The 24,675-nt window shown below is 69.6% G+C and carries 22 protein-coding genes; 12 read left to right on the forward strand and 10 right to left on the reverse strand.

Going from position 1 to position 24,675, the window contains the following annotated elements; translation table 11 throughout:
* The first annotated feature begins 40 nt into the window (after positions 1-40).
* The 3 genes from E5671_RS06995 (at position 41) to E5671_RS07005 (ending at position 2,749) form a co-directional block, all read left to right on the forward strand.
* Positions 41-748, forward strand: a complete 708-nt coding sequence (locus E5671_RS06995) for a GNAT family N-acetyltransferase (RefSeq protein WP_160502967.1) — start codon at positions 41-43, stop codon at positions 746-748.
* A 35-nt stretch (positions 749-783) separates the two neighbouring features.
* The gene (locus E5671_RS07000; RefSeq protein ID WP_160510031.1) at positions 784-1,629 is read left to right on the forward strand and encodes a PaaX family transcriptional regulator C-terminal domain-containing protein; all 846 of its coding nucleotides are present in this window, start codon (positions 784-786) and stop codon (positions 1,627-1,629) included.
* A 127-nt stretch (positions 1,630-1,756) separates the two neighbouring features.
* Positions 1,757-2,749: a TerC/Alx family metal homeostasis membrane protein gene (locus tag E5671_RS07005; RefSeq protein ID WP_160502968.1), complete on the forward strand. Its 993-nt coding sequence runs from the start codon at positions 1,757-1,759 to the stop codon at positions 2,747-2,749.
* A 289-nt stretch (positions 2,750-3,038) separates the two neighbouring features.
* On the opposite strand, the gene xdhC is transcribed toward E5671_RS07005, so the two are convergent.
* From xdhC to E5671_RS07020, 3 genes are read right to left on the reverse strand one after another with little or no spacing between them, the layout of a single operon-like run.
* On the reverse strand, positions 3,039-3,848 hold the full coding sequence (gene xdhC / locus E5671_RS07010) for a xanthine dehydrogenase accessory protein XdhC (RefSeq protein ID WP_202121038.1): 810 nt from the start codon (positions 3,846-3,848) through the stop codon (positions 3,039-3,041).
* 1 nt (position 3,849) lies between these two features.
* Complete coding sequence (gene xdhB, locus E5671_RS07015) at positions 3,850-6,276, reverse strand: xanthine dehydrogenase molybdopterin binding subunit (RefSeq protein ID WP_160502970.1); 2,427 nt, start codon at positions 6,274-6,276, stop codon at positions 3,850-3,852.
* Positions 6,273-7,754 carry a xanthine dehydrogenase small subunit gene (locus E5671_RS07020; RefSeq protein WP_160502971.1) on the reverse strand — a complete coding sequence of 494 codons (1,482 nt, stop codon included), beginning with the start codon at positions 7,752-7,754 and terminating at the stop codon, positions 6,273-6,275. The genes xdhB and E5671_RS07020 overlap by 4 nt, the downstream gene beginning before the upstream one ends.
* A gap of 705 nt (positions 7,755-8,459) precedes the next feature.
* Between E5671_RS07020 and E5671_RS07025 the strand changes: the two genes are divergently transcribed.
* The gene (locus tag E5671_RS07025; protein WP_160502972.1) at positions 8,460-10,901 is read left to right on the forward strand and encodes a SpoIIE family protein phosphatase; all 2,442 of its coding nucleotides are present in this window, start codon (positions 8,460-8,462) and stop codon (positions 10,899-10,901) included.
* Positions 10,902-10,925: 24 nt separating this feature from the next.
* Here E5671_RS07025 and E5671_RS07030 read toward each other — a convergent pair whose 3' ends face one another.
* From E5671_RS07030 to E5671_RS07040, 3 genes are all read right to left on the reverse strand, one after another.
* Positions 10,926-11,753 (reverse strand): aldo/keto reductase, encoded by an 828-nt coding sequence (locus tag E5671_RS07030; protein ID WP_160502973.1) that lies wholly within the window; start codon positions 11,751-11,753, stop codon positions 10,926-10,928.
* Positions 11,754-11,828: 75 nt separating this feature from the next.
* Positions 11,829-13,247: an NAD-dependent succinate-semialdehyde dehydrogenase gene (locus tag E5671_RS07035; RefSeq protein WP_160502974.1), complete on the reverse strand. Its 1,419-nt coding sequence runs from the start codon at positions 13,245-13,247 to the stop codon at positions 11,829-11,831.
* 155 nt (positions 13,248-13,402) lie between these two features.
* On the reverse strand, positions 13,403-14,908 hold the full coding sequence (locus E5671_RS07040; RefSeq protein ID WP_202121039.1) for a hypothetical protein: 1,506 nt from the start codon (positions 14,906-14,908) through the stop codon (positions 13,403-13,405).
* An 80-nt stretch (positions 14,909-14,988) separates the two neighbouring features.
* Between E5671_RS07040 and E5671_RS07045 the strand changes: the two genes are divergently transcribed.
* A complete protein-coding gene (locus tag E5671_RS07045) occupies positions 14,989-15,156 on the forward strand; it encodes a hypothetical protein (RefSeq protein WP_160502975.1) in 168 nt (55 codons plus the stop codon).
* Positions 15,157-15,225: 69 nt separating this feature from the next.
* On the opposite strand, the gene E5671_RS07050 is transcribed toward E5671_RS07045, so the two are convergent.
* Complete coding sequence (locus E5671_RS07050; RefSeq protein ID WP_237330477.1) at positions 15,226-16,308, reverse strand: serine hydrolase domain-containing protein; 1,083 nt, start codon at positions 16,306-16,308, stop codon at positions 15,226-15,228.
* Between the two features lie 390 nt (positions 16,309-16,698).
* Between E5671_RS07050 and E5671_RS07055 the strand changes: the two genes are divergently transcribed.
* The gene (locus E5671_RS07055) at positions 16,699-17,259 is read left to right on the forward strand and encodes a DinB family protein (protein WP_160502977.1); all 561 of its coding nucleotides are present in this window, start codon (positions 16,699-16,701) and stop codon (positions 17,257-17,259) included.
* A 62-nt stretch (positions 17,260-17,321) separates the two neighbouring features.
* On the opposite strand, the gene E5671_RS07060 is transcribed toward E5671_RS07055, so the two are convergent.
* Complete coding sequence (locus E5671_RS07060) at positions 17,322-17,903, reverse strand: TetR/AcrR family transcriptional regulator (protein ID WP_160502978.1); 582 nt, start codon at positions 17,901-17,903, stop codon at positions 17,322-17,324.
* A 150-nt stretch (positions 17,904-18,053) separates the two neighbouring features.
* Here E5671_RS07060 and E5671_RS07065 point away from each other — a divergent pair, with 150 nt between their 5' ends.
* Entirely contained in the window at positions 18,054-19,229 is a 1,176-nt protein-coding gene (locus tag E5671_RS07065; RefSeq protein WP_160502979.1) for an agmatine deiminase family protein, read from the forward strand.
* Positions 19,230-19,367: 138 nt separating this feature from the next.
* Entirely contained in the window at positions 19,368-19,727 is a 360-nt protein-coding gene (locus E5671_RS07070; protein WP_160502980.1) for a hypothetical protein, read from the forward strand.
* Between the two features lie 65 nt (positions 19,728-19,792).
* Here E5671_RS07070 and E5671_RS07075 read toward each other — a convergent pair whose 3' ends face one another.
* Together E5671_RS07075 and E5671_RS07080 are read right to left on the reverse strand one after the other, a co-directional pair.
* Positions 19,793-20,860, reverse strand: coding sequence for a S1 family peptidase (locus E5671_RS07075; protein WP_202121040.1), 1,068 nt, complete (start codon positions 20,858-20,860; stop codon positions 19,793-19,795).
* A 404-nt stretch (positions 20,861-21,264) separates the two neighbouring features.
* A complete protein-coding gene (locus E5671_RS07080; protein WP_160502982.1) occupies positions 21,265-22,263 on the reverse strand; it encodes a helix-turn-helix transcriptional regulator in 999 nt (332 codons plus the stop codon).
* Positions 22,264-22,444: 181 nt separating this feature from the next.
* On the opposite strand from E5671_RS07080, the gene E5671_RS07085 reads away from it, so the two are divergent.
* The 4 genes from E5671_RS07085 to E5671_RS07100 all read left to right on the forward strand — a co-directional run bounded on the left by E5671_RS07085 (position 22,445) and on the right by E5671_RS07100 (position 24,671).
* On the forward strand, positions 22,445-22,906 hold the full coding sequence (locus E5671_RS07085; protein ID WP_160502983.1) for a VOC family protein: 462 nt from the start codon (positions 22,445-22,447) through the stop codon (positions 22,904-22,906).
* A gap of 124 nt (positions 22,907-23,030) precedes the next feature.
* Entirely contained in the window at positions 23,031-23,222 is a 192-nt protein-coding gene (locus tag E5671_RS07090; RefSeq protein WP_160502984.1) for a CsbD family protein, read from the forward strand.
* 265 nt (positions 23,223-23,487) lie between these two features.
* Positions 23,488-23,901, forward strand: a complete 414-nt coding sequence (locus tag E5671_RS07095; RefSeq protein WP_160510033.1) for a hypothetical protein — start codon at positions 23,488-23,490, stop codon at positions 23,899-23,901.
* Positions 23,902-23,984: 83 nt separating this feature from the next.
* The gene (locus E5671_RS07100) at positions 23,985-24,671 is read left to right on the forward strand and encodes a DUF6766 family protein (protein WP_160502985.1); all 687 of its coding nucleotides are present in this window, start codon (positions 23,985-23,987) and stop codon (positions 24,669-24,671) included.
* Positions 24,672-24,675 lie beyond the last annotated feature (4 nt).

Genomic DNA, 24,675 nt, shown 5'->3' on the forward strand with positions numbered 1-24,675 from the left:
GTTTTGAGTTGAGGTCAGAGACGCGATGAGGAGGCACGGCATGGGACTGGACGCGACAAGCGCCGGCACCGGGGCGGTAACGGTCCGGCGGGGCGTTCCGGCCGGGGCGGAACAGCGGGCGGCCGAGCTGTACTGGGACGCGTTCGGGCGCAAACTCGGCCCCGCTCTGAACCCGCCGGAGAAGGCGGTGCCCTTGATCGTCGCCCACCTCAACACCGATCGCGCGGTGTGCGCGCTGCTGGACGGGCAGCTCGTCGGCCTGGCCGGCTACCAGCTCGACGGCCGGGCCCTCACCGGAGGATCGGCCGCCAGCGTGCTGCGCGCGTACGGGCACCTGCGAGGACTGCACCGAGTCCTGCTCCTCGCCCTGTTCGAACGCCACCCGGCCCCCGGCCAGCTCGTCATGGACGGCATAGCCGTGGACCCGGGCATGCGCGGCCGCGGCGTCGGCAGCCTGCTGCTCGAGGAAGTCGCCGCCGTGGCGGCGGAGCAGGACTGCCGGGAGATCAGACTGGACGTGATCGACACCAATCCGCGGGCCAGGGCCCTGTACGAGCGGCGCGGCTTCGCGCCCGTGCGGACCGAGCGGACGCCCTACCTGCGCGGCCTGATGGGGTTCGGCGCGGTGACCACCATGCGCCGCGCCGTCGGAACGGGAGGAACGCATGGACCACATGGACCGGACGGACCGCACGGACCGCACGGACCGCACGGACCGCACGGAGAGAAAGGTATGACAGAGCTGTGAGCGCCGAGCCGGATCACGTCGAGATCCCCACCCGCATGCTCGTCCACGCGCTGATCCGCGAGGACGGAACCGTCGCGGCGGACGAGCTATACACCGTCGCCAACACCCTGGGCATGAGCGACCAGCAGGTGCGGCTGTGCGTCAAACGCCTCGTGGCCGAAGGACGGTTCACCCATGAGGGCCGAGGCCGCAAGGCGCGGCTGCACGCGACCGAGGACACCACGCGTGCCCTCGCCCCCAACGCGGACTTCCTCCGGCACGCATTCCACCAGGACGCCGGCCTCGCGCCCTGGGACGGGGTATGGCACCTGGTCGCTTTCGCGGTGCCCGAGTCGGCGCGCACGGCCCGGGACTCCCTGCGTGAGACGCTCGTCCACCTCGGCGGCGCCCCGCTCCAGGGCGGACTGTACGTCTGCGCCAACACCTGGGAGCCGTACGTCGAAGAAGCGGCCCACCGTCTGGGCGCCCACGACGCGCTCACCCTCCTCACCACGACGGACCTGCGCAGGGGCGAGACCCAGGAGCCCGCCGAACTCGCCCGCCGTCTGTGGCCCCTGCAAGAGATCGCCGACCGCTACCACCGCCTCAGCCGCATCGCACAGCCCCGCCTCGCCCTGCTCACGGGGGCTACCGAACTCTCACCCCCCGCGCTCCTCACCATCGCGGTCGAACTGGCCGCGGAGCTCACGCGCGCCATCGAGCCCGACCCCCTGCTGCCGCCCCAGCTCCTGCCGCAGCCCTGGCCCGGCACCCAGGCCCGGGAGCTCATCGCCCGGTGCTGGGCGGCCCTGCACGAACGAGAACAGGGTGAATCGCGCCCGGCTCTCTTCCGCCTCTACGCCGACATCACCCGGGAAGCGGCAGAGCGGACCGCGCGCTGAGGACGGCACAGACGGGCGGGCCCAGTGGGCCCGGTGGGCCGGGTGCGGGCGACAAGGGTGAACTGCTGGGTCAGAATTGTTCAGAGGAAGACTTCCATCCGCCCCCGCCCGTGTCAGGGGGTCTCCCGTGCTCGATGTGCCGTTCTGGCTCTGGGCGACGTTCGCCGTCACCGTGGTCGTGTCGCTGGCCATTGACCTGCTGGCGCACCGGGAGGCGCATGTCATCGGGTTCAAGGAAGCAGCCGCGTGGAGCGGCGTGTGGATCGGCCTCGCCCTCGTCTTCGGAGCGGTCGTCTTCCTCGTACTCGGCACGACTCCGGGAGTCGAGTACACCACCGCGTGGCTGCTGGAGAAGAGCCTGTCGGTCGACAATCTGTTCGTCTTCGCGCTGATCTTCGCCTACTTCAAGGTGCCTCGCGCCTACCAGCATCGTGTGCTGTTCTTCGGCGTCATGGGCGCGTTGGTGTTCCGAGGGATCTTCCTGGCCGCCGGCGTGGCCGTGGTCAGCCGGTTCACCGCGGTGCTCTTCGCCTTTGCGGCCGTCCTCTTCTACAGCACCTACAAGATCCTCAAAGGGGAAGAGGAAAGCTTCGACCCGGGCAAGAGCTTCGCCGTTCGGCTGCTGCGCAAGGTAATGCCGGTCAGGGACGAGTACGCCGGAATGAAGTTCTTCGTGAGAGAGGCCGGCAAGCGCGTCGCCACTCCTCTGCTCGCGGTCGTCGCCGCGATCGAGGCAGCCGACCTGATCTTCGCCGTGGACAGTGTGCCCGCCGTCCTCGCGGTCAGCGACGAGGCCTTCATCGTCTACACCAGCAACGCGTTCGCCATCCTTGGCCTGCGGGCGCTGTACTTCCTGCTCGCCGGCCTTCTGGATCGGTTCCACTACCTCAGCAAGGGCCTCGCGCTGATCCTCTCCTTCATCGGCGTGAAGCTGATCCTTCAGGCGTCCCACAAACTGATCAGCAGCAGCATCCCGGAGATCCCGTCACCGATCAGCCTCGCGGTGATCGTCACCGTCCTTGCGGCGGCCGTCACGCTGAGCATTCGACGCCCCGTCCCGGCACCGGAGCCGCGGAGCGACCCACCCCAGGAGGAGGACCGGGACACTCCACCTTCGTAAAATTCTGCCCATTTTCTTGCAAATCACCTTATTCTGGTCATATGCGCAGCGACGAGCATGCAAAGACACCGCAGGCCGCGGATGGCGTCTGCCCCGCCTGCCACAATCCCGTGCCCGCGGAAGTCACGCGGCACAAGACGATGGGGATCTACGTCCCCCAGTGGAAGCCGGGTTCCTGCCACAACCCGAGCTGTCCGAAGAACCAGCAAGAGGAGAGCAGCCAGAGCAGCAGCACTGCTAAGCCGTAACAGGGACGCACTGGACTCCGGATTTCGCCAGAGTGAGCTCCTCAGTTCCCCTCGGTTTCGAACGTGCGCAGCAAATCGGCGGCGACGCTCACGGCAATGGTCGCGGGTTCCTTCCCGGTGATGTCCGCGAGGCCGATCGGGGTCTTGATGCGATCGATGGTGGCCTCGTCGTGTCCGCCCTCGGTGGCGAGGCGTTTACGGAAGCGCGCCCACTTGGCCGCCGAGCCGATCAGCCCGATGGAGCCGAGATGGGTCGTGCGCAGGGCGGCGTCGCACAGCGCGGCGTCCTCGGCATGGTCATGGGTCATGATCAGGACGTGGGTGCCGCGCGGCAACTCCGCGAGGACCTCCTCGGGCAGCAGCGGCGTGTGATGCACGTGCACCTGGCCCACCGCGTCCGCCAGCGCACCCAGCCGCCGCTCGGTGAGGAGGTCGGCACGGCTGTCGACCAGGTGGAGGTCGAGGTCCTGGCGTGCCAGGATGCGCGCCAGTTCGAGGCCGACGTGCCCGACGCCGAAGATCGCCACCGCCCGTACCACCGCCAGTGGTTCGAGCAGCACCGAGACCGTGCCGCCGCAGCACTGCACGCCGTGCTGGTTGGTCACCTTGTCGTTCAGGGCGAAATCGATCAGCTCCGGATCCGGCTTGGACGCGATGATCATCTCCCGGGCCCGGTCGATCGCGACGGCCTCGACATTGCCGCCACCGATCGAGCCCCACGTCTCGGTCTGCCCCACGACGAGTTTCGCTCCGGCGTCACGCGGGGCATGGCCGCGCACGGTCGCGACGGTCACGAGCACCCCGGCCTCCCGGCGTGCTCGTAGCCGCGCGACCGCGGCGACCCACGTCATGTCAGGCACCGTTCAGCGCTGACGCTGTCGCGTCGGTTCGGATCTTGCCGGGGTGGCCGTTGGTGGCAAGCCCGTCGTGCGCGGACCCGTTCCGGGAGGCATCGCTCTGGCGAGCCGCCTCTATCGCCCAGAACACCGCCTCCGGCGTTGCGGGAGAAGCCAACTCGACGCTGACCCCGCTCGGCCCGAACGCGGCGGCTGCCTGCCGCAAGGCTTCCCGTACGGAGAAGGCCAGCATCAGCGGGGGCTCGCCCACCGCCTTGGAGCCGTATACGGCGCCCTCTTCGGTGGCGTTCTCAAGGAGCGTGACGTTGAACTCCTCGGGCATCTCCGAGAAGCTCGGCAGCTTGTAGGTGCTCGCGGCCTGGGTGAGGAGGCGACCGCGGTTCGGCCCCTCACTGGAGTCCCAACGCATGTCCTCAAGTGTCAGCCAGCCCGCGCCCTGCACGAAACCACCCTCGACCTGACCGATGTCGATCATCGGGGACAGGCTGTCGCCGACATCGTGCACGATGTCCACCCGCCGAATGCGGTACGCGCCCGTGAAACCGTCCACCTCCACCTCGGCCGCGGCGGCGCCGTGGGAGAAGTACTTGAACGGCGAGCCCCTGAACGTCTTCGCGTCCCAGTGCAGTCCCTCGGTCCGGTAGAAACCGGCCGCCGACAACTGCACCCGCTGGAAGTACGCGGTGCGCACCAGGTCGTCCCAGGCCAGTTCCTTGTCGCTGCCCAGGGTGCGCGCGGCGCCCTCGACGATGCGCACGTCCGCAGCGCTCGAACCCAGCTGCGTGGCGGCCACCTGCAGCAGCCGCTCACGCAGCTGCTCGCAGGCGTTCTTCACCGCCGCGCCGTTGAGATCCGCCCCGGCACTTGCGGCGGTGGCGGAGGTGTTGGGGACCTTGTCGGTGCGCGTCGGGGCCAGCCGGACCTTGTGCAGGGGGATGCCCAGTGTGGTCGCGGCCACCTGCAGCATCTTGGTGTGCAGGCCCTGGCCCATCTCGGTGCCGCCGTGGTTGATCAGGACCGAGCCGTCCTTGTAGATCAGCACCAGCGCGCCGCCCTGGTTGAAGGCGGTGAGGTTGAACGAGATGCCGAACTTCACGCCGGTGATCGCCAGTGCCCGCTTGGTGTGCGGGTGCGCGGCGTTGAAGGCGGCGATCTCACGCCTGCGATCGGCGACACCGGCGTTCTCCTGGACCTTCTGCCAGACAGTGGCGATCCGCTCGTACTGGACGACCTGCTGTCCGTACGGCGTCGCCTGACCCTGCTGGTAGAAGTTGCGCTCCCGCAACTCCATGGGGTCCAGGCCGAGCAGCGGCGCGCATCGGCCCATGATGTCCTCGATCACCAGCATGCCCTGCGGTCCGCCGAAGCCGCGGAAGGCGGTGTTGGAGACCTTGTTGGTCTTGGCGATGCGACCGGCGATGCGCGCGTTGGGAATCCAGTAGGTGTTGTCGATGTGGCACAGCGCACGCGCCACCACCGGCTCGGAGAGGTCCAGGCTCCAGCCGCCGTCCGCGGTCAACGTCGCGGCGAGGGCCCGGATACGTCCGTCGGCGTCGAAGCCGATCTTCCAACTGGCATGGAAACCATGGCGCTTGCCCGACATGGTCAGGTCCTGCGTCCGATTGAGCCGCAGCCGGACCGGCCGGCCTGTCAGCTTGGCGCCGAGCGCGGCGATGGCCGCGAACCCGTGCGGCTGCATCTCCTTGCCGCCGAAGCCGCCACCCATACGCAGACACTGCACCGTCACCTCGTGGCTGTGCAGCCCGAGTACGTGCGCGACGATCTCCTGTGTCTCCGAAGGATGCTGGGTGCTGCTCTGGACGAACACCTGCTCCGCCTCGTCGAGATGGGCCAGCGCCGCGTGCGTCTCGAGGTAGAAGTGCTCCTGATCGGAGAACTGGAACTCACCGCTGAACACGTGCGCGGAGTCGGCGAAGCCCGCGTCGACGTCGCCGGTCAGCATCACGGGCTGAGCTCCGTGAAAACTCTCGGCCGCGATCGCGTCCTGCAACGTGACCAGGGAAGGCCGTTCGTCGATGTCCACCTCGACGGCTTCCGCACCGAGCCGGGCCGCCTCCAGGGTCTCGCCGAGCACCCACGCGACAGCGTGGCCGTAGAACATGACCTCGTCGGGGAACAGCGGCTCGTCGTGCTTCATGCCCGCGTCGTTCACGCCGGGTACGTCGGCTCCGGTCAGCACGCGGACCACTCCGGGCACGGCGAGCGCGGGCCCGGTGCGCAGCGCGGTGATCCTGCCGCAGGCTTTCATGACCTGGACCGGGTACGCGTGCAGCACGTCCTTGGTGCGCTGGACCAGGTCGTCGGTGTAGAGCGCGGTGCCGGTGACGTGCTGGAAGGCACTCTCGTGCGGCATCGACACGCCGACGACGGGCTTTTCGGGGCGTTCGGACAGATGGCTCATGAGGAAACCGCCTCGGTGGTCTGCGCGTACAGCTTCAGGAGGCTCTGGCCGAGCATCGCGGAACGGTAGAGGGAGCTGGCGCGATGATCGCTCATCGGTGTGCCCTCGCCCCGCAGCACCCGGGCAGCGGCCTCGACGGTCTCCGTCGCCCACGGCTTGCCCTCCAGGGCCGCCTCGGTGACGAGGGAACGGATCGGGGTGGCGGCCACGCCGCCCAGACCGATCCGTGCCTTGCGGACGATTCCGTCCTCGATGTCGAGAGCGAAGGCGACCGCCACGCTGGAGATGTCGTCGAAGCGACGCTTGGCGATCTTGTGGAAGCCCACGACCGGCGACAGCGGCAGCGGGACGCGCACCGCCCGGATCAACTCGCCGGGGCGGCGCACGCTCTGCCGGTAGCCGGTGAAGTAGTCGGACAGGGGGACCTCGCGCTCGCCGTCGGCATCGGCGAGCAGCACCGACGCCTCCAGCGCGAGCAGCACCGGCGGGCTGTCACCGATCGGGGAGCCGGTACCGAGATTGCCGCCGAGGGTCGCGCTGTTGCGAATGAGCCGGGACGCGAACTGCGGGAACAGCTCTGCCAGCAGCGGGACTTCGCCGTTCAGACGGCGTTCGATCTCGGTGAGCGTCAGCGCGGCCCCGATCTCGATGTGGCCGGATTCGACCCGCAGTTCCCGCAGTTCGGGCAGCCGGTCGACAGCGATCACGCAATTCTCCCGCCGGGAACGGATGTTCACCTCCACGCCCCAGTCGGTGCTTCCGGCGACCACCGCCGCGTCGGGCCGTTCGCGCAGAAGTTGCAGCACTTCCGCCAGGGTGCTCGGCCGCAGGAACGTCGTGTCGCCCTGGGTGTATTCGGTGGCGACCGGTGCGGGCGGGGATTGCTCGCGGCGCCGCGCAAGGCGGTCCTCGTCGGTGGGCGTACCAACGGCGAACGCGGCATCGCGAATCGGTCGATAGCCGGTGCAGCGGCACAGGTTTCCGCTCAGCGCGTGCAGATCGAAGCCGTTCGGGCCGTGCTCGGCGTCAGTGCTTTGAGTCGAGGCGGTGCTGTCGGCCGGTTCCGCGTGCGCGCAGCGGTCAGGCCGGTAGTACTCAGCGGCCATGCTGCAGATGAATCCCGGTGTGCAGTAACCGCATTGGGAACCTCCGCGGACCGCCATCTCCTCCTGCACCGGGTGCAGCGTGGGCGGCGTGCCGGGCTCGCCTGCGGTGGCGAGGCCTTCGGCGGTGATGATCTCCTGACCGTCGAGGGCAGCGGCCGGGACCAGGCAGGCGTTGACCGCCACCCAGTCGGTGGGCTTGTTCACCCCGGGACGGGCCACCAGGACCGAACACGCGCCGCATTCACCTTCGGCACAGCCCTCCTTGGTGCCGGTGAGACCACGCTCGCGCAGAAAGTCCAGCGTTGTGGTGTGGGGTGCAGCCGGTGAAATCGGTGCTTCTTTCCCGTTGACTGTGATCCGCGCCGCTACCATGCCAGGCCTTCTTTTCGGTACGCGATGGGTCGATTCTTCATGTTCGCCAATTTCAGGCAGCTTTCTGTGCTCAGAGGTGCCAGTGAGAGAAGCGGGCGCAAAACGGCACGCAACAGTTACGTGCCAGGAGGTGGTGACGAGAGGTGGTGACGGGAAACCCGGAATGTGCCACGGACGTGCGGGCGCACATGTGCCACGGACAGGCGACGGGCACATCAGAACGGCGGGCTCAGCAGCCGTTCGGAGCGGCGGGCTCAGCAGCCCGTTCGGAACGGCGGGTTCTGCGGCCCGTTCGGAACGGCGGGCTCAGCAGCCGTGCGCGATCCGACCCGGAACCCAGACCGTGCGCTGGGCGAGGCGACCAAGATCAGAGCTGGTGTTCATCCGCTGGTCGCCCCCTTTCGGTCGTGACAGGTCGACAGCCACCGCAAACTAATGGCTGCGGCGACCAAGGTCAAGAGGTCGGCCTCCCGCCGGGAGGCGAATACGGGCCTGCGCAAGCAGCGCGACTACGCGGCGAAGTGGTCCGAAAGGCGGATGCCGACGTCCAGGAGTGGCTGCGGAACATCGGCACGCCCCGCGGCTGAACCCCGGCACGACACGGCCTGTCGCGCCGCCGCGATTCCGTTGAGTGGGTGTACCGCGGTTGTGCCTGCCCCGAGGACAGCGGATTCTGTAGGGGATGAACGGGGCTGGTGTGGTGCCATGATGGCGTGGAACGCGGAGCAAGGTGCCGACTTTCGTGGTCCCCTCGATGTCACCAGGGCGGCCACGGCGGTCGTCGACGCCCAGGACACGGTCATCGGGTGGAGCCCCGCCGCGGAGCGGCTCCTCGGCTACCCGCCGCAGGAGATCGTCGGCCGGCCCCTTGCCACGTTCCTGTCCCCCGGCCCGAAGCCCCCTGTTCTGCCGCTGCCTCCTGAGTTCCGGGGCAACGAGATCCGTGTCGCCCGGCACCGGGACGGGCATGAGCTGATCGTCGCCACCGCGGTGTGCGCCCTGCCGGGCACCGGCACGGCGGCGCGCGTCCTCGTCGCGACGGAGCTGAAGGATCTCCAGCAGTGGGAATCCCGGCTGGCCCTGCTGCACGGCCTTGCCACCCAGTCACCCGTCGGCCTGGGCATCTACGACGACGACCTGCGGCTGACCTGGTGCAACACGGCGTTCGAACGAGAGATCGGACGGCCGTTCGCCGAGTTCCGGGGCCGTCGGGCCGATGAGCTGTACTCCGACGGAAAATTCGTGACGAAGGGGCACCCGCCCACGCTCGAAGCGGTCATGCGTCACGTACTGGATACCGGAGAACCGTTCCTGGACCTGCACTTCCAGGGCCGGCCCCCCAGCGACCCGGAGACGGTCCACCTCTGGTCCTGCGCCTACTACCGGCTCCAGGACGCCGACGGACGCGTCATCGGAGTCTGCGAGGACGCGTTCGACATCTCCGATCGCTACAAGGCCCAGCGGCGTCTTGCCCTGCTCGTCGAGGCAGGCCGCGGGATCGGGACCGCCCTCGACGTGCGGGTCACCGCCGAGAAGATCACCGAGGTGGCGGTACCGGAGTTCGCCACCACGGTGACGGTCGACCTCGCGCAAGGGGTGCTGGAAGGCGAGGTTCCGGCCACGAGCCGCGCGGCGGCGACGTCTCTGGTGCGGGTCGCCCGCTGCTCGGCCGAGGAGGCCGCGCAGGAGAATCCGGGGCTGGACGCCTCGCCCCCTCGCCCGGCTCCCCCCGCTCCCCCCGCTTCCCCGGCTCCCCCGGTGAACCATTCACGCGTGGAGTACCCACCTGGTTCGCCGCAGTATCGCAGCCTCTCCTCGGGCGGGCTCGTGCTCGACGACACGGTCCTGGTCGTGCCGCTGCGGGCCGGGAACAGCACCCTGGGACTCGTCACCTTCATCCGCGACGGCGCCGGTCCGGCCACCTTCGACGGCGGCGAAGTGGCACTTGCCGACGAGTTGGTCGCCCGTACGGCTGTATCCATCGACAACGCCCGCCGCTTCACCCGTGAGCGCACCGCCTCGCTCGCCCTCCAGCGCCAGCTGCTGCCGCAGCACGTGCCCGAGCAGTCAGCGGTCGAGCTGGCCCACCGCTACCTGCCCACGGACGACGAGACAGGGGTCGGCGGCGACTGGTTCGACGTCATCCCCCTGTCCGGCACCCGGGTCGGGCTCGTGGTCGGGGACGTGGTCGGCCACGGTCTGCAGGCGGCCGCCACCATGGGTCGACTGCGCACGACCGTACGCGCGTTCGCCCAGATGGACATGGATCCCGTCGAGCTCCTTTCGCGGCTCGACGATCTGGTGGCGCAGTCGGCGGAGGAGCAGCGCAGCGAGCTGGGAACACCGGATGGGACCTACGCCGATGTGACCACCGGGGCGACCTGTCTCTACGCGGTCTACGACCCGGTCTCCCGGCGCTGCGTCATGGCCAGGGCCGGTCACCTGCCGCCGGCGGTCGTCGCCGCGGACAGCCGGCCGACCTTCCCCGACCTGCCGGCGGGACCGCCCCTGGGCCTGGGCGGCCTGCCGTTCGAGTCGATGGAGATCGAGCTGCCGGTGGGCAGCCTGCTTGCTCTCTTCACCGACGGCCTGGTCGAGGCGCGCGACCGCGACATCGATCACGGGCTCGACACCTTGGGACGGGTGCTCAGCGACCGGCACGCGTCGCTCGATGAACTCTGCGACCGGGCCGTGGCGGAACTCCTGCCGAGCGGCTCGACGGCCGACGACACCGCCCTGCTGCTCGTCCGTACCCGCGAACTCGACGCCTCGCAGGTCACCGAATGGGAACTGCCCGCGGAACCCGTCGCCGTGGGCCGCGCCCGGGATCTGGCGACCCAGCAGCTTCACCGATGGGGGCTGGAGGAGCTGACGTTCGCGACCGAACTCGTCGTCAGCGAGCTGGTGACCAACGCGGTCCGGTACGCCGAAGGACCGGTCCAAGTACGCCTCATCCGTGACCGCACCCTGCTGTGCGAGGTGGCGGACAGGGGCCACACCTCACCGCACCTGCGCCACAGCGGCGAGGACGACGAAGGCGGGCGCGGCCTGTTCATCGTCGCGCAGCTCGTCCAGAGGTGGGGAACGCGCTACACCCCCTCCGGCAAGACCATCTGGACCGAACAGGCCTTCCCCACGACGGGGTGAGACGGCCCTTGGCCGTTGAAGCGATCAGCCGTTGAACCGGTCCGGGTCCGGGCCGATCCGCTCGTCGCGGTTCAGCGCGGAGATCTCACCGAGGTCGCCCTCGCTGAGCTCGAAGTCGAAGAGGTCGAAGTTCTCCTCGATGCGCTTCTGGGTCGCCGACTTGGGGAAGACGATGTCTCCGCGCTGGATGTGCCAGCGCAGGGTCACCTGGGCCGGCGACTTGCCCACCCGCTGCGCGATGCGGTTGATGGCGGGGTCGTCGAGCACCTTGCCCTGCGCGATGGGCGACCAGGCCTCGGTGGCGATGTCGTGCTCGGCGCCGAAGGCCCTGACGTCGTCCTGGGTGAGGTAGGGGTGCACCTCGATCTGGTTGACCGCTGGCACCACGTCGCTGCCCTGCAGCAGCCGGCGCAGGTGGTGGGGCTGGAAGTTGGAGACTCCGATGGCCTTGGACCGCCCTGAGCGGTAGATCTCCTCCAGGGCCTTCCAGGTCTCCACGAAGTCACCCTTGCCGGGCAGCGGCCAGTGGATGAGGAAGAGGTCCAGGTAGTCGAGGCCCAGGTCGTCCATGGTGCGGTCGAACGCCTTGAGGGCGTCGTCGTGCGCGTGGGCGTCGTTGTTGAGCTTGCTGGTCACGAAGATGTCGGCGCGGTCGATGCCGGAGTCACGGACCGCCTGGCCGACCTCCTTCTCGTTGCCGTACATCTCGGCCGTGTCGATGTGCCGGTAGCCGGCTTCCAGCGCGGCCAGTGTCGTCTCCCTGGTCTCCTCCGGCTCGATCTGGAAGGTGCCGAAGCCGAGCTGGGGGATCTGCACTGCGTTGTTGAGGGTGATGTCGGGTACTGCGGTCACGATGGCTCCTTGTATTGCTGGTGGTCAGGGCTTGTCCCGCCGCGGATGTGCGAGACGTGCGGGAGGGCGGGTCGCTCAGCCGGCGATTCCGCTCAACTCCGCGTCGGGCGGCAGGATCCGCACGAGCTTACGGTTCACGAATTCCCGCATGCCGAGCTTCGAGAGCTCGCGCCCGTAGCCGGAGCGCTTGATTCCGCCGAACGGCAGGTCGGGCTGGGTCGAGGTGGGGTGGTTCACCCAGACCATGCCGGTCTCCACGCGCTCCGCCACCCGGCGGCCCCGCTCCACGTCCGCGCAGAACACGGACCCGCCGAGGCCGTACTGGCTGTCGTTGGCGAGGGCGACGGCCTCGTCCTCGTCGGCGACGCGGTAGATGACGGCCGCGGGCCCGAAGAGCTCCTCGGCGTAGGCGCGCATCCCCGGCTTGACGCCGGTGATGATCGTCGGTTCGACGAAGGCGCCCGGACGGTCGATGCGATGCCCGCCGGTGACAAGTTCCGCGCCCTGGTCCACCGTCTCGCGAATCTGGTCGGCGAGGTCCGCAGCCGCCTGCTCGGAGGAGAGCGGGCCCAGGGTGGTCGCCTCGTCCGCGGGGTCGCCCGGCCGCAGCGCCTCGAACTCGCGACGCAGCCCGTCGACGAAGTCGTCGTACACGTCGTCCATCACGATGAACCTCTTCGAGGCCACGCAGCTCTGGCCGGTGTTCGCCATCCGGCCCGCCACCGCGGCCCCGATCGTGCGCTCGAGATTCTCGCCGTCGAGAACGATGAAGACGTCGCTGCCGCCGAGCTCCAGCAGGCTGGGTTTCATGTTCCGCCCGGCCCGTTCGGCGACCTGGGCCCCTGCTCCCTCGCTGCCGGTCAGGGAGGCTCCGCGGACCACCGGGCTGTCGATGATGCGCGAGATCTCCTCGTGGCTCACGAAGAGGTTGGTGTAGACGCCTACGGGGGCCTGGGCGTCGCGGAAGAGGGTCTCCAGGGCGAGTGCGGACTGCGGGCAGATGCCGGCGTGCTTGACCAGCACGGTGTTGCCGAGCACCAGGTTCGGCCCGGCGAAACGGACCACCTGGTAGAGCGGGAAGTTCCACGGCATGACGCCCAGCAGGACGCCGAGGGGGGCGTTGACGAGGTACGCCTCTCCCTCCCCCTCGAAGTCCAGCGGCTCGGGCGCGGCGAAGTCCGGGCCGTGCCGCGCGTAGTACTCCAGGATCGACGCGGCGAGGTCCACCTCTCCGCGCGCTTCCGAGATGAGCTTGCCCATCTCCAGGGTGATGAGCTGAGCCAGCTCTTCCTTGCGTTCCTTCATCAGGTCGGCCGCGCGTCCGACGACGGCAGCGCGCTCCTCGATCGGGCGCTTTTGCCAGGCGTCGAACGCGTGGCCCGCGGTCTCAAGCGTGGCATCGACTTCTTCGCCCTCGATGACCGGGAACTCCACGAGGGTCTCCCCCGTGTACGGGCTCACGGTCGCGAACGAACTCTTGCGCTGATCCGACATGAACTCTCCAGAGCGACGAGTGAGGGCAGCTGGGACACAGGCCGGAACGCCGCGTTCCGGCCCCATCCCGGGGTACCCGACACCACGAGGCGCAAACAGCTGATATGCCAAAAAGAGCTCATATGCCCCTACGGGTGTCAGGTGCCCGGCTGACGTCACCCCCGACTGCCTGCCCGCACCGCAGGTCCCACATGGATGCTCAGGTCACCGAACCGATGGGACGCCCAGCCGCGCGCGTACCCCGGCGGCCCGTCCTCCACCGTGGCGAGGGTGGCCGTCGGCGTGCGCTGTGCGGTCCGAAGGAGGTCCGCCCTGGTGGTGCTGGCGTTGTGCCCCTGGGTCTGCGCGGAGGAGCACCCGGCGTAGAAGGCGATCGGGAGCGCCTCGTGTCCGTTGAGCACACAGGACGGCCGTACGCCGAGTCGGTGAAGCTCGGCTGCCGTGCGGGCCCACTCCTGCCGGCCGGCGGTGGAACGGGCCACGGCGTCCTCAAGTACCGCGTACTGCACGGCCACATGCCCGGCGAAGGCAAGCGCCGCCAACGTCAGCGCCACCGGCCGCCACGCTTGGCGCGCGCTGGTGACCAGGTGAATGAGGGCGTCGGCGACCGGGATGGCCAGCAGCGCGTAGAACGGCAGCAGGAAGCGCGGCGCGGCGTAACCGATCATGAACAGGTACGGGGCGCTCGCCGTCGCGGCGCAGGCCAGCGGCAGGAGCGTGCGCGCGGTGCGTCGGCCCCTGACCGCGACGGCAAGCCCCAGGGCGGCGAGCAGCGGCAGGGCGAACCACCATGCGATCAGCTCCGGGGAGGGGAGCGAGTTGCTGCACGGGCGGCACAGGGTCTGGCCGCCCAGGCTGCGCAGCTGGTCCAGGACGGCGATGTTCCAGCCGAGGCCGCCCTGGATCCGGGAGGCGTCGGCCAGGCGCTCACCCAGGCCGCCGAAACTGACGTACGCCTCGGCCACCCAGCCGACAGCCCCCGTCCCGAGCCCCACGACGAGCGCCGCAAGGAGCCGCGGTCGCCGCCACTGGCGGACGCACACCAGCAGAACGAACAGCGGGATGACCACCCAGACGGCGTCGGTGGGCCGCATCCACGCCAGCAGCGCCGCGCTCGCGCCCGCGCCCCACAGCGCGGCCCGGTCGCGGCGGTCGGCCTGGGCACGCAGGAAGCATCCGACGCAGGCCAGGGCGCCGATCGCGACCCAGTAGTTGGGCATGACCTCCGGGCCGTAGAAGACGGTCACCCACAGCGTCGCGAACAGGACGCCGGCCAGAACCACCACCCGTTGGGGGAAGAGACCACGCCAGACGCGCAGCGCCAGGAAGAGGCCGAGGCCGGACAGCAGAGCCAGATAGATCCGCAGGAGTGAGGTGGACGACGACCACGAGGCGATGGGCGCGACCAGCAGGGAGATGCCTCGGGAACGGGGTGCGCTGAAGAACGCCGCCGGGGCATGGCCGCTGACCTGGCTGACGTACACCGCCTCGTCCCATCCGAGCCCCATTCCGGGCCGTACGAGGACCAGTTGGGCCAGCGTGAAGGCCACCGCCACGGCGGCCGGCCAGCCTTGGCCTCCGGTGCGTCGCGGGGTGCGGACGGCCGGCGTCGGGCCGTGCCTCTCCAGTACGGCGAGCGGGACGCTCAGGGTCTTGACCATCGCCTGCCTTCCCCCTACACGCAGTAGGGCTCCCCTTCCGCCCCACACGGAGCAGGACAGAAGGAGTAAGTCGGAAAAACGTGATCAAACTAACCCGAGTCGCCCGGGAGCGCAGCGCGAAGATCAGGTCCGCTCACGCGGAGGCGGTGGCGGTGGCGGTGGGGCGGTACGGGGCCGGGCCGCGGTTCGGTGAGCTGTCGTCAAAAACACTGCGCACGGCGGCCGAGGAGTCGGCCGCCCCGCGCTGAGCGAGCTCCTGATCCGGTACGGGCTCAGCGGAGCGGCCGCCTCCACTCAGGCCGCTCAGGCTGCCTGGTTCAGCGGCAAAGGGCCTCGTTCACGACCTTGTCGACGCGCTCCCTGCCCGCCTCGTCGTTCAGTTGCATCGTCACCGCGACGTTGGCGGCGCGGCCGTCGTCGGTGGCTCCGCCTCGGGTCTCGTATCCCGGGAAGCTGCCGCCGTGGCCCCAGTAGAGGCCGTCACCGCACGGAAGCGGCTTGCTCACGATTCCCAGGCCGTAGCGGGCGCCGGGGCCGAAGGTGTCCTCGGCGGGGAGGGTCGAACCGCGCATCTCGGCGAGCTGGGCCGGTGCGAGGAGGCGGCCGCGGTCGGACAGAAGCGCGGAGTAGAAACGGTTGAGGTCGGAGTTGGTGGAGACCAAGGCGCCTGCGGCCCACCCCCAGGAAGGGTCGATCTCCGTGACGTCCTGCAGAGGCGCGCCGGCCGAATCCCGGTAGTAGCCGTGAGGGTGGGGGCCTCGGATGGTCGCGTCGCCGGGGGCCGGGAAGTATGTGTGGCGCAGCCCGATGCGCTTGATGATGCGCCGGTCCATCTCCTTGGCGAGGGGGCGGCCTGTGACCTTCTCGACGATCAGACCGGCCAGCACGTAGTTCGTGTTGCTGTACTCCCACTTCTTCCCGGGCTCGAAGCCGGCCTTGTGCCGCAGCGCGATGTCGAGGAGCTCACGGGGTTCGAAGTAACGGACGTCGTCCCCGAGGTAGTTGCTGTAGTTGGGCAGTCCGCTGTTCTGCTGGAGGAGCTGGCGGACCTTGATGCGGCGCCCGTCGATCCCATCGCCTCGTACGAGACCCGGGAGATAGGTCTCGACCGGGGCGTCGAGGCGGATCTTCCCTTCGCCGACCAGTTGCAGCACGACCACCGCGGTGAACGTCTTGGTGTTGCTGCCGATCCGCACCCGCCCGTCCCTGGGCACCTTCGCGCCCGTGGCCAGATCGCCGACCCCCGCGGTGTAGGTGCGGGTGCGGCCCTCGCGGTCCTGGGCGCTGGCCAGCGCGGCGGGCAGGCCAGCGGAGTGCACCAGCGAGTTCACGCCCTGTCGCACGGCGTCCGGCCTGGGGGCGGCGGACGCCGCGGGCGGCGCGAGGGCACCCATCGTCATGACGCCGACGGCCACCACGGCCGCGGCCGGAACGGCTCTGCGCAGACCGCTCTGCCGCCTGGGCGGCAGCCCCCTCTGCCCCCTCTGGGGCCGGGAAGAACGGGACGTCTGCCATACCTGCTCACGCACGAGCCAACTCCTACGGAATGTCGGAAAACCAGCGGCATCTGCCGGTCCCAGCATTTCCGGAGGCCGCTGCCCGGGACGATCCTGCTAGCCGCCCGGCTCCGGGTAGGGCTACCCCCAGGTACGCCCGGCCGGCGCGGCCCCAGTGGCGTGGGCGAGGGTGGCGACCTACATGTAATGAATCCATATAGGACAGCATCTGGCCTATACGCCTCATAGCGTGTTCCTTGACCGGCAGGACAGGAACACCGGAAGGCGGAGACCATGGCTGCGAACGAGCTGAACACCACTCCCGACGTGGCGGAGACCCCGGCCGTCACTGGTGAGCGTGCCGAATGGCTGGAGGCGCTGGCCCATCAGCGGCAATTCCTGCGCTTCACCGCCCGTGATCTCACCGACGAGCAGGCCGGGCTGCGGACCACCGCGAGCGAGCTGTGCATCGGCGGTCTGATCAAGCACGTCGCCGAGGTCGAGCGGTCCTGGGTGGACTTCATCCTGGACGGCCCGTCGACGATGGCGGACTTCACATCCATGACCGAGGCCGACTGGGCCAGCCGGTCCGACGGGTTCCGGATGCTGCCGGGCGAGACGCTGGCCGGCGTACTGGCCGAGTACGCCGAGGTGGCCCGCCGGACCGACCAACTGGTCGCCACTCTGCCCGACTTGGACATCGGGTGGCCGTTGCCGAAGGCCCCGTGGTTCGAGTCCGATGCGCAGTGGTCGGCCCGCCGGGTGCTGATGCACATCGTCAGCGAGACCGCCCAGCACTCCGGTCACGCCGACATCATCCGTGAGTCCTTGGACGGCGCGACGAGCATGGCCTGAGGCGCGCACCGGCCGAGGCGGGCGGCCAGGGTTTTTGACTAGTTTTTCAGTAGCGTAGGGATCTACCGCTCCCGCAGCAGCGCCAGCTCGGCGTCGATGGCACCGCGCATCAGGTCGCGCGCGTGGTCGATCCGCAGTCCGCCGCTGAGCCAGCGCATGCTGAGCCCTTCGAGCAGGGCGGTGAGCCGCTCTGCCGCCGCGGCCAGGGCGGGCGCCGGGGCCGTCGGCCGCACCTGGCCGAGGAGGGCCGCCACCTCCTGCACCCACACCAGGGTCGCCCTGGCGAGGTCCTCCCGCAGCACCTCGTCGAAGACGGCGCTCGCCCGCAGTTCGCCCCAGGCGGTGCTGTTCTCCCTGACCACCTGCGATTCCTGCAGTTCCAGGAGGAGGGTCTCTTCCAGCTCCTCACGCGGAGCCAGCGGTTCGGCGTCCGCCGCGCGGCCGGTGGTGTAGCGCTCGGCGCGGTCGTTGATGAACTCCAGCGTGTGGCGCAGGATCCCGGTGCGGTCCTTGAAGTGGTAGTAGATCAACCCGGTCGAGACGCCGGCCTCGGCGGCGAGCTCTTCGACACGCAGGCCACGGACGCCGCGGCGGGCGATGAGCCGTGCGGCCGCTTCGAGGATCTGAGTAGTGCGGGGCGCCATGGATCCGAACCCTACCCGGCCCTTCGGCCGTACCCGTGATGGGTCCAGGTCTCCATCTTTGACTGAATTTTCAGTTCGTGTCAGAGTCGAGACGGGATAACTGGATCCCCATCACGATGATCGGAGTTCACCGTGACCCCCCTGTCCGCCATGTCTCCCTCCTCCTCCTTCCTCCCGCCTCTCCCCTCTCGCCGCTCGGCCCTCCGCGCGCTCGCCGGTATCGGCACCGCGGTCCTCGGAGCCTCGGCGTGCGGGCCCGGCGACGAGCCGGCCGGGAGCGCCAGGACCGCGGGTGAAGTGGGCACGACGAGCGAGGGGCTGCGTATGGGTGCCGAGTGGGAGAGTCACGCGCGCACCTTCATGTCGTGGCCCGCCCTGGAGTCGGTGTGGGGCGACGACCTCCCCTACGTCCGCGAGGACATCGCGCGCGTCGCCCGCACCATCGCGGAGTACGAGTACGTCGTGATGATGGCCGGGCCCGAGCAGCAGAAGGCCGCCCAGAAGGCCTGCGGGCGCGACGTCGAGGTGATCCCTCTGGTCATCGACGATCTGTGGGCCCGCGACACCGTGCCCGTGTTCGTGGAGCAGGACGGCGGTGTCGTCGGCGTCGACTTCAACTTCAACGGGTGGGGTGACAAGCAGGAGCACACGAACGACGCCCGCGTGGGCCGCACCCTCCTGTCGAAGTACGACATCCCGCGCAGAAAGGCTCCCCTGGTCTCCGAGGGCGGCTCCTTCGAGACCGACGGCGAGGGCACTCTCCTCATCACCGAGAGCTCGATCGTCAACGACAACCGCAACCGCGGAAAGAGCCGGGACCAGATCGAGGCCGAGCTCAAGCGGACGCTGGGCATCAAGAAGGTGATCTGGCTGGCCGGAGTGCGCGGCGAGGACATCACCGACGCGCACGTGGACAGCCTCGTGCGCTTCACCGCGCCCGGTGTGGTGCTCCTCGACCGGGCTTTCCCCGGCACGCCCGCCGACTCCTGGTCGCGCGCGGCCGACCAGGCGAAGGCCGTGCTCAGCGAGGCGACGGACGCCAGGGGACGGTCCTTCGAGGTCATCGATCTGCCGCAGCCCGACCTGGACAGGATTACCGGTGAGGGTGACGACTTCGTGTCGACGTACGCCAATTTCTACGTCGCCAACGACTCCGTGTTCATGCCCAGGTTCGGGGACCGGAAGGCCGACAGCCGCGCCCGGAGCATCCTGCGGGAGCACTTCCCCCAGCGCGACATCGTGCCGGTCCGGATCGACGCCATCGCCTCCGGTGGCGGCGGCATCCACTGCTCCACGCACGATCAGCCCGGCAGGCCGGTCGACTGACGCAGGTCATGGGCGGTGGCGTCAGCACCACCCCTGGCCCGGGCCTCAGACCTCCTGACCCGCGGCCCCCGTCGGCAGGACTTCACCGGCCGCCCGCTGGCCCGCGGCGCCCACCACCCGGCACGTACAGTTGATCGCATGACCCAGCCGCTGTTCCGTGCGAGTGAAGCCGGCGGGAAGTCGATCGACGCCCCCACCGACGACGAAGTGCACGACCTGCTCGCCGACATGAACCTCAGCCACCCGTTCGTCATCATCGAACGCACCGACCGGCTGCCGGACGGCCAGCACTTCATGCAGGTGTACCTCAACGAGGACATCAGCCATCAGGTCGAGTACCGGGAGGGCGGCAACGAGCTGCACTTCCAGGCTCACGTCCCCTCGCGGGGCGATGTGATCGGGGTGCAGCCGGTCGCCGATGTCATCGCGGACTGGATGCGCGACGGCCCTTCATGGCGCACGGCCCTGCCGTGGGCTCCTCTTTTTCCCGGCAGCTGACCGGCGCCGCGGAGTGATCACCGGCAGGTGTCCACCGCGGCGCCTCAATCAGCTCCGCGCGGACCTCAGTTGCCGCCCGCGCCGATCTCCGCCCCGACCGCCGCGAGTGCGGTGGTCACGGGCTGGAAGAAGGTCTCCCCGCCCGCTGTGCAGTCGCCGCTGCCGCCCGAAGTGAGGCCGATCGCGCTTCCGTCGGCGGTGAACAACGAGCCCCCGCTGTCTCCCGGTTCGGCACAGACATCGGTCTGGATGAGCCCGCTGACGGTGCCTTCCGGATAGTTCACCGTGGCGTTGAGGCCGGTCACGGCGCCGGATTGCAGCCCGGTGGTGCTGCCCATGCGGGACACCTCCTGCCCGACCGCCGCCTCGGCGGCCTGCACGATCTCCGTGCTCTGGCCGTCGCCCGTGTTGACCGTGCTCTGGGCCTCCGTCGCCGGATCGTCGTACGTGACAAGGGCGAAGTCGCCGTCCCCCGGGAACGTCGCGGCCTGGACGGTGCCGATGGCCGCGCCGTCCTGGGCGTCCGACCAGCTGTCGGTGGCCACCCCGCAGTGCCCCGCGGTGAGGAAGCCGGGGCTTCCGTCCTCGGTCGTCACGTTGAAGCCGAGCGAGCAGCGTGCGCCGCCTCCGAAGATGGCGTCACCGCCCGCGGCGAAGGGCTTGAACTCTCCCGCGGACTTCTGGATGCGGGCCATTCCTGAGCCGAGTGAGTCGACGGTCGTTTCGAGCCTGTCCCAGCGTTCGCCGGTGACGGTGCGGTCGGCCGTGACCACGATCTGGTTGGTCTTGGGGTCCGTGGCCCACGCGGTTCCCGCCATGGTGGCGCGACTCGCCAACGTCTTTGTGGCGGAGCCCAGTTCGCCCGCACTGTTGTCGACGCTCCGCGCCACCGCTCCAGCTCTCTTCACCTGGACGTTCACCGCGTTGTCGTCGCCCACGACGTTGACGACGAGCTGCTGCTTCGCCTCGTCGTAGTACGCCCCCGCGTAGGCGTCGCCGAGCTGCGAGGCCAACGGCTCGACCAGCTTCGTCGCCGACGCCGCGCTGAGCCTCTTGGCGGCGGCCCCTTCAGCGGTCTCCGACCCGGACTGCGAGGCGTTGGCCTGCTGCAGCAGGACGGCCGTCGCGACCATGCCCAATGCCGCAGCCCCTGCCAGCACAGCCTTTCGCTTGGGTATTCGCTTGTGCCTCAACTCGTCGCCTCCTGTGGGGGATACCGAATGCGGTCACCGGCCGGAGCCGGGGACATGTCCGGTCCTAGATACGGGTGCGACGAGAGTTGCGTTCACCGGCTGCCGATCGTCGGCGCCGATGTCCTGTGTGCCGCCGCGCGGTTGACCGACCCCGCGCGTGCCACTTCCGTCGCCTGACAGCCGTATTCGGGAAGCGCGCGGCCGGGTAGCCTCACGCGGCCATGCCCAAGGACCAGACTGGTGGCGCGAAGCCTGACAGGTCAGCGTTCGACGACGTCTTCTGCGGCCTGCTGCCGTGCGGGACACGTACCGCCGGCTCCGCATGGCGCCGAAGTGGCCGCGGTTCAGGGCTTCTTGGTGTCCGGCGACGGAGGGGCCGTCGCTCCGGCCGACAGCAGTCTCTCCGCCAAGGCGCGGCACCGCTCGCCGAGCTCCGGAGGGTCGAGCACCTCGAAGTCGTGCCCCAGCAGGAGCATGTGCATGAGCACGGCGTCCAGGCGCTCGGCCCCGCTGAGCACTTCACAGAGGTCGCTCCCCCGCGGTCGTACGACCGCCGCCGACGCCGGGATCTGCCCGCGCACCGTATCGGCCGGCGCGTGCACGAGGAAACGCGCCCGGTGCGAGTAGACCCGACTGGCCACCCCCTCCTGTACGTACGCCGCCGCGTCGGGCGCGGCGCGCGGGCGGAAGCGGAAGGTCCGTGCGGACGCGTCGGTCATCCGGTCTACGCGGAAGCTGCGCCAGTCGTCGCGATCGAGGTCGTAGGCGAGGAGGTACCAGCGCCGGTCGGAGGCGACCAGGCGGTAGGGCTCGACCCGCCGCCGTCGCACCTCGCCCCTTGAGGGGTAGTCGAATCCGGCCTCGACCTCGTCGCGGCACGCTCTGGCCAGCGTCATGAGCACTTCGGGGTCGACGGGCGCGCGGCCTCCGCCGAAGAACTCCACCGAGTCGGAGAGCGCGCGCACCTCGTGCCGCAGCCGGGCGGGCAGCACCTGGTCGAGCTTGGTCAGCGCCTGGAGTGCGGCGTCACCTGCGCCGGCCACCGCTCCTCCCGCACCGGCGAGCAGCGAGACCGCGGTGGCGATCGCCTCCTGGTCGTCGAGGAGCAGCGGCGGCAGGTCCCGCCCCGCGCCGAGCCGGTAGCCACCGCCGACGCCCTGGCCCGCGTGCACCGGATAGCCGAGCGTGCGCAGCCGCTCGACGTCACGCCGTACGGTGCGCGGCGTGACCCGGAGCCGGTCGGCGAGTTCGGGGCCGGTCCATACCCGGCGTTGCTGCAGCAGCCCGAGCAGGGTGAGCACCCGCTCCGTCGTACCCAGTTCGTCATCGCGTGCCCCGTCCATGCCGCTCAGCCTGCCAGAGCCGACGGAGCCGGCGGACCGATCCTGTCCGCCAGGGGTGTCACGGTGGCTTCATGAACGCAGCCGAGCGTGCGCCCGCGCGGCGCCTCGGAGACGCTGGGCTGCGTGCGCCGATCGGCAAGAAATGCCCCCGCTTGAATACCGCCACGAACGGAGCAATCCCATGAGCCGCCACATCCAAGTCACCTTCGACGCGCATGACCCGCGGGCGCTGTCGTCCTTCTGGCGCGACGTGTTGGGCTACGTCCACCCCGGCCCGCCCGGGGTGGACCTGCCGGAGGGCGCCGACGCGCTCGCGGCATGGGACGACTTCCTCGCGCGGATCGGCGTACCGGAGGACCAGCGCAACTCGAAGTCGGCCATCGAGGACCCGGCAGGGCAGGGCCCACGCGTGTTCTTCCAGCAGGTCCCGGAGGACAAGGTCGCCAAGAACCGCGTCCACCTCGACGTCCGTGCGGCTCCCGGACTTGAGGGAGAGGAGCGCATGGCTGCCCTTGAGGCCGAGTGCGACCGCCTCGTCGCGCTGGGGGCGAAGCGGGTGCGTCGCGACGAGCCCGCTCCCCCGATGAGTGCGGGCTTCATCGTGATGACCGACCCCGAGGGCAACGAATTCTGCCTGGACTGACCCGGCCCGTGGTGACCGTGTGTGACGGCTGGACGGGCGGGGTGTCCGTGTCCCGCTTACGTTGAACGCAGAGGCCGACACCGTGTGTGAGACCGGTGGGCGCTGTATCGACAAAGGAGTGGTCATGGCTGACAAGGGCGGCATGGACAAGATGAAGGGCAAGGCCAAGGAGATGACCGGCAAGGTCACGGGTGACCGTGGCAAGCAGGCCGAGGGCAAGGTGGACCAGGCGAAGGGCGAGGCCAAGAAGGCCATGGGCGACGCCCGCGACCGCGCCCAGGAAACGCGGGACTCCATGAAGCGCCGCGACACCTGACCGGCTCCGCCGAAGCCGAAGCCCCCGCCCACTCCCGTGCGGGGGCTTCCGCCGTTCTGGACGGCTCTCACACGGCCCGCGGGCAGGTGCTCTAGGCCGCCACGATGAATCGGACCGGCTGCCACAGCGTGTCGGATGCGCGGGTTCCGCCCGCCGGGAAGGTGTGCGGCATCGTCGGCAGAGCTCGTACCCGCGCGGATCACCGCCCCGGTGCGACGACTCGGAGACCGGCGGCCCGCGAAGGAGAGCAGATCTGGTGCGCGGTATGCGCGGAGCGGGACCGGTGGTGCTCGTGGCGGTGCTGCTGGCATCCCTGAGCGGCTGCGGCAGCGTCCAGGAGCGCGAGGACTCCGCATCCGCGGCGGTGCTCCGCTTCCAGGAGAGCCTCCGTACGACGGACACCACGCGGGGCTGCGCGGCGCTCGCCCCCGGGACCCGCGACGAGCTGGAGCAGAACGCCGAACTGCCGTGCCCACGCGCCCTGTCCGACGCGGGGCTGCCCGAGGCGGGCACGGCGGACGAGGCGCGCGTCGTCGATGTGTACGGGCGGCAGGCCCGTGTCGTGACGAACCGCGACACGCTCTTCCTGTCGTCCTTCCCCGGCGGATGGAAGGTCACGGCGGCCGGCTGCACGGAGCGCCCGGCCATGCCGTATCAGTGTCTGATCAAGGGCGGTTGACGGGTGCGGGCGCTGTTCACGCTGTATCTCCTGATGGTGACCGGAGGCCTCGCCTACTGCATCACGCTGGGGCTGATGCAGCGATGACGCGCGTCGGGCGCTTTCTGCGCGACAACGGACTGACCCTGGTGTTCGGCACGGGATTCCTCCTCTCCCTGGCCGGCCAGGCGATCGCCGGGCACGCCGACTTCAACAACCACCTCGTCGCCGAGCAACTGCAGCCGGTGAGCTTCGGCGGCTATCTCCTCACCTCCGACTTCGCCGTGGACGTGACGGAGAACTGGCAGTCCGAGTACCTGCAGTTCTTCCTCTACATCTTCGGCACGGTCTGGCTGCTCCAGCGAGGGTCGCCCGAGTCCAAGGAGCTCGGCAAGGCGGGCGTGGAGGCGGACAAGGACCAGAAGGTCGGCCGGCACGCGAAGCCCGACTCACCGCGCTGGGCATCCGCGGGCGGCGTGCGCCAGGCCTGGTACTCCCGGTCCCTCGGCACCCTTATGTGCACCGTGTTCCTGCTCTCCTGGCTGGCACAGTCGATCACCGGCGTGGCCGCGTACAACGAGGAGCACCTACGCGAACTCCAGGCGCCGATCAGCTGGTTCCAGTACCTGGGCGCCGCGGACTTCTGGAACCGCACGCTGCAGAACTGGCAGTCCGAACTCCTCGCCGTCGGGTCGATGGCCATCTTCTCCGTCTATCTGCGCCAGCGCGGCTCACCGGAGTCGAAGCCGGTCGGTTCGGCACACGACTCGACCGGGGTCGAGGGCGGCTGAGGTC

The organism is Streptomyces sp. BA2, assembly GCF_009769735.1.
Taxonomy (GTDB): domain Bacteria; phylum Actinomycetota; class Actinomycetes; order Streptomycetales; family Streptomycetaceae; genus Streptomyces.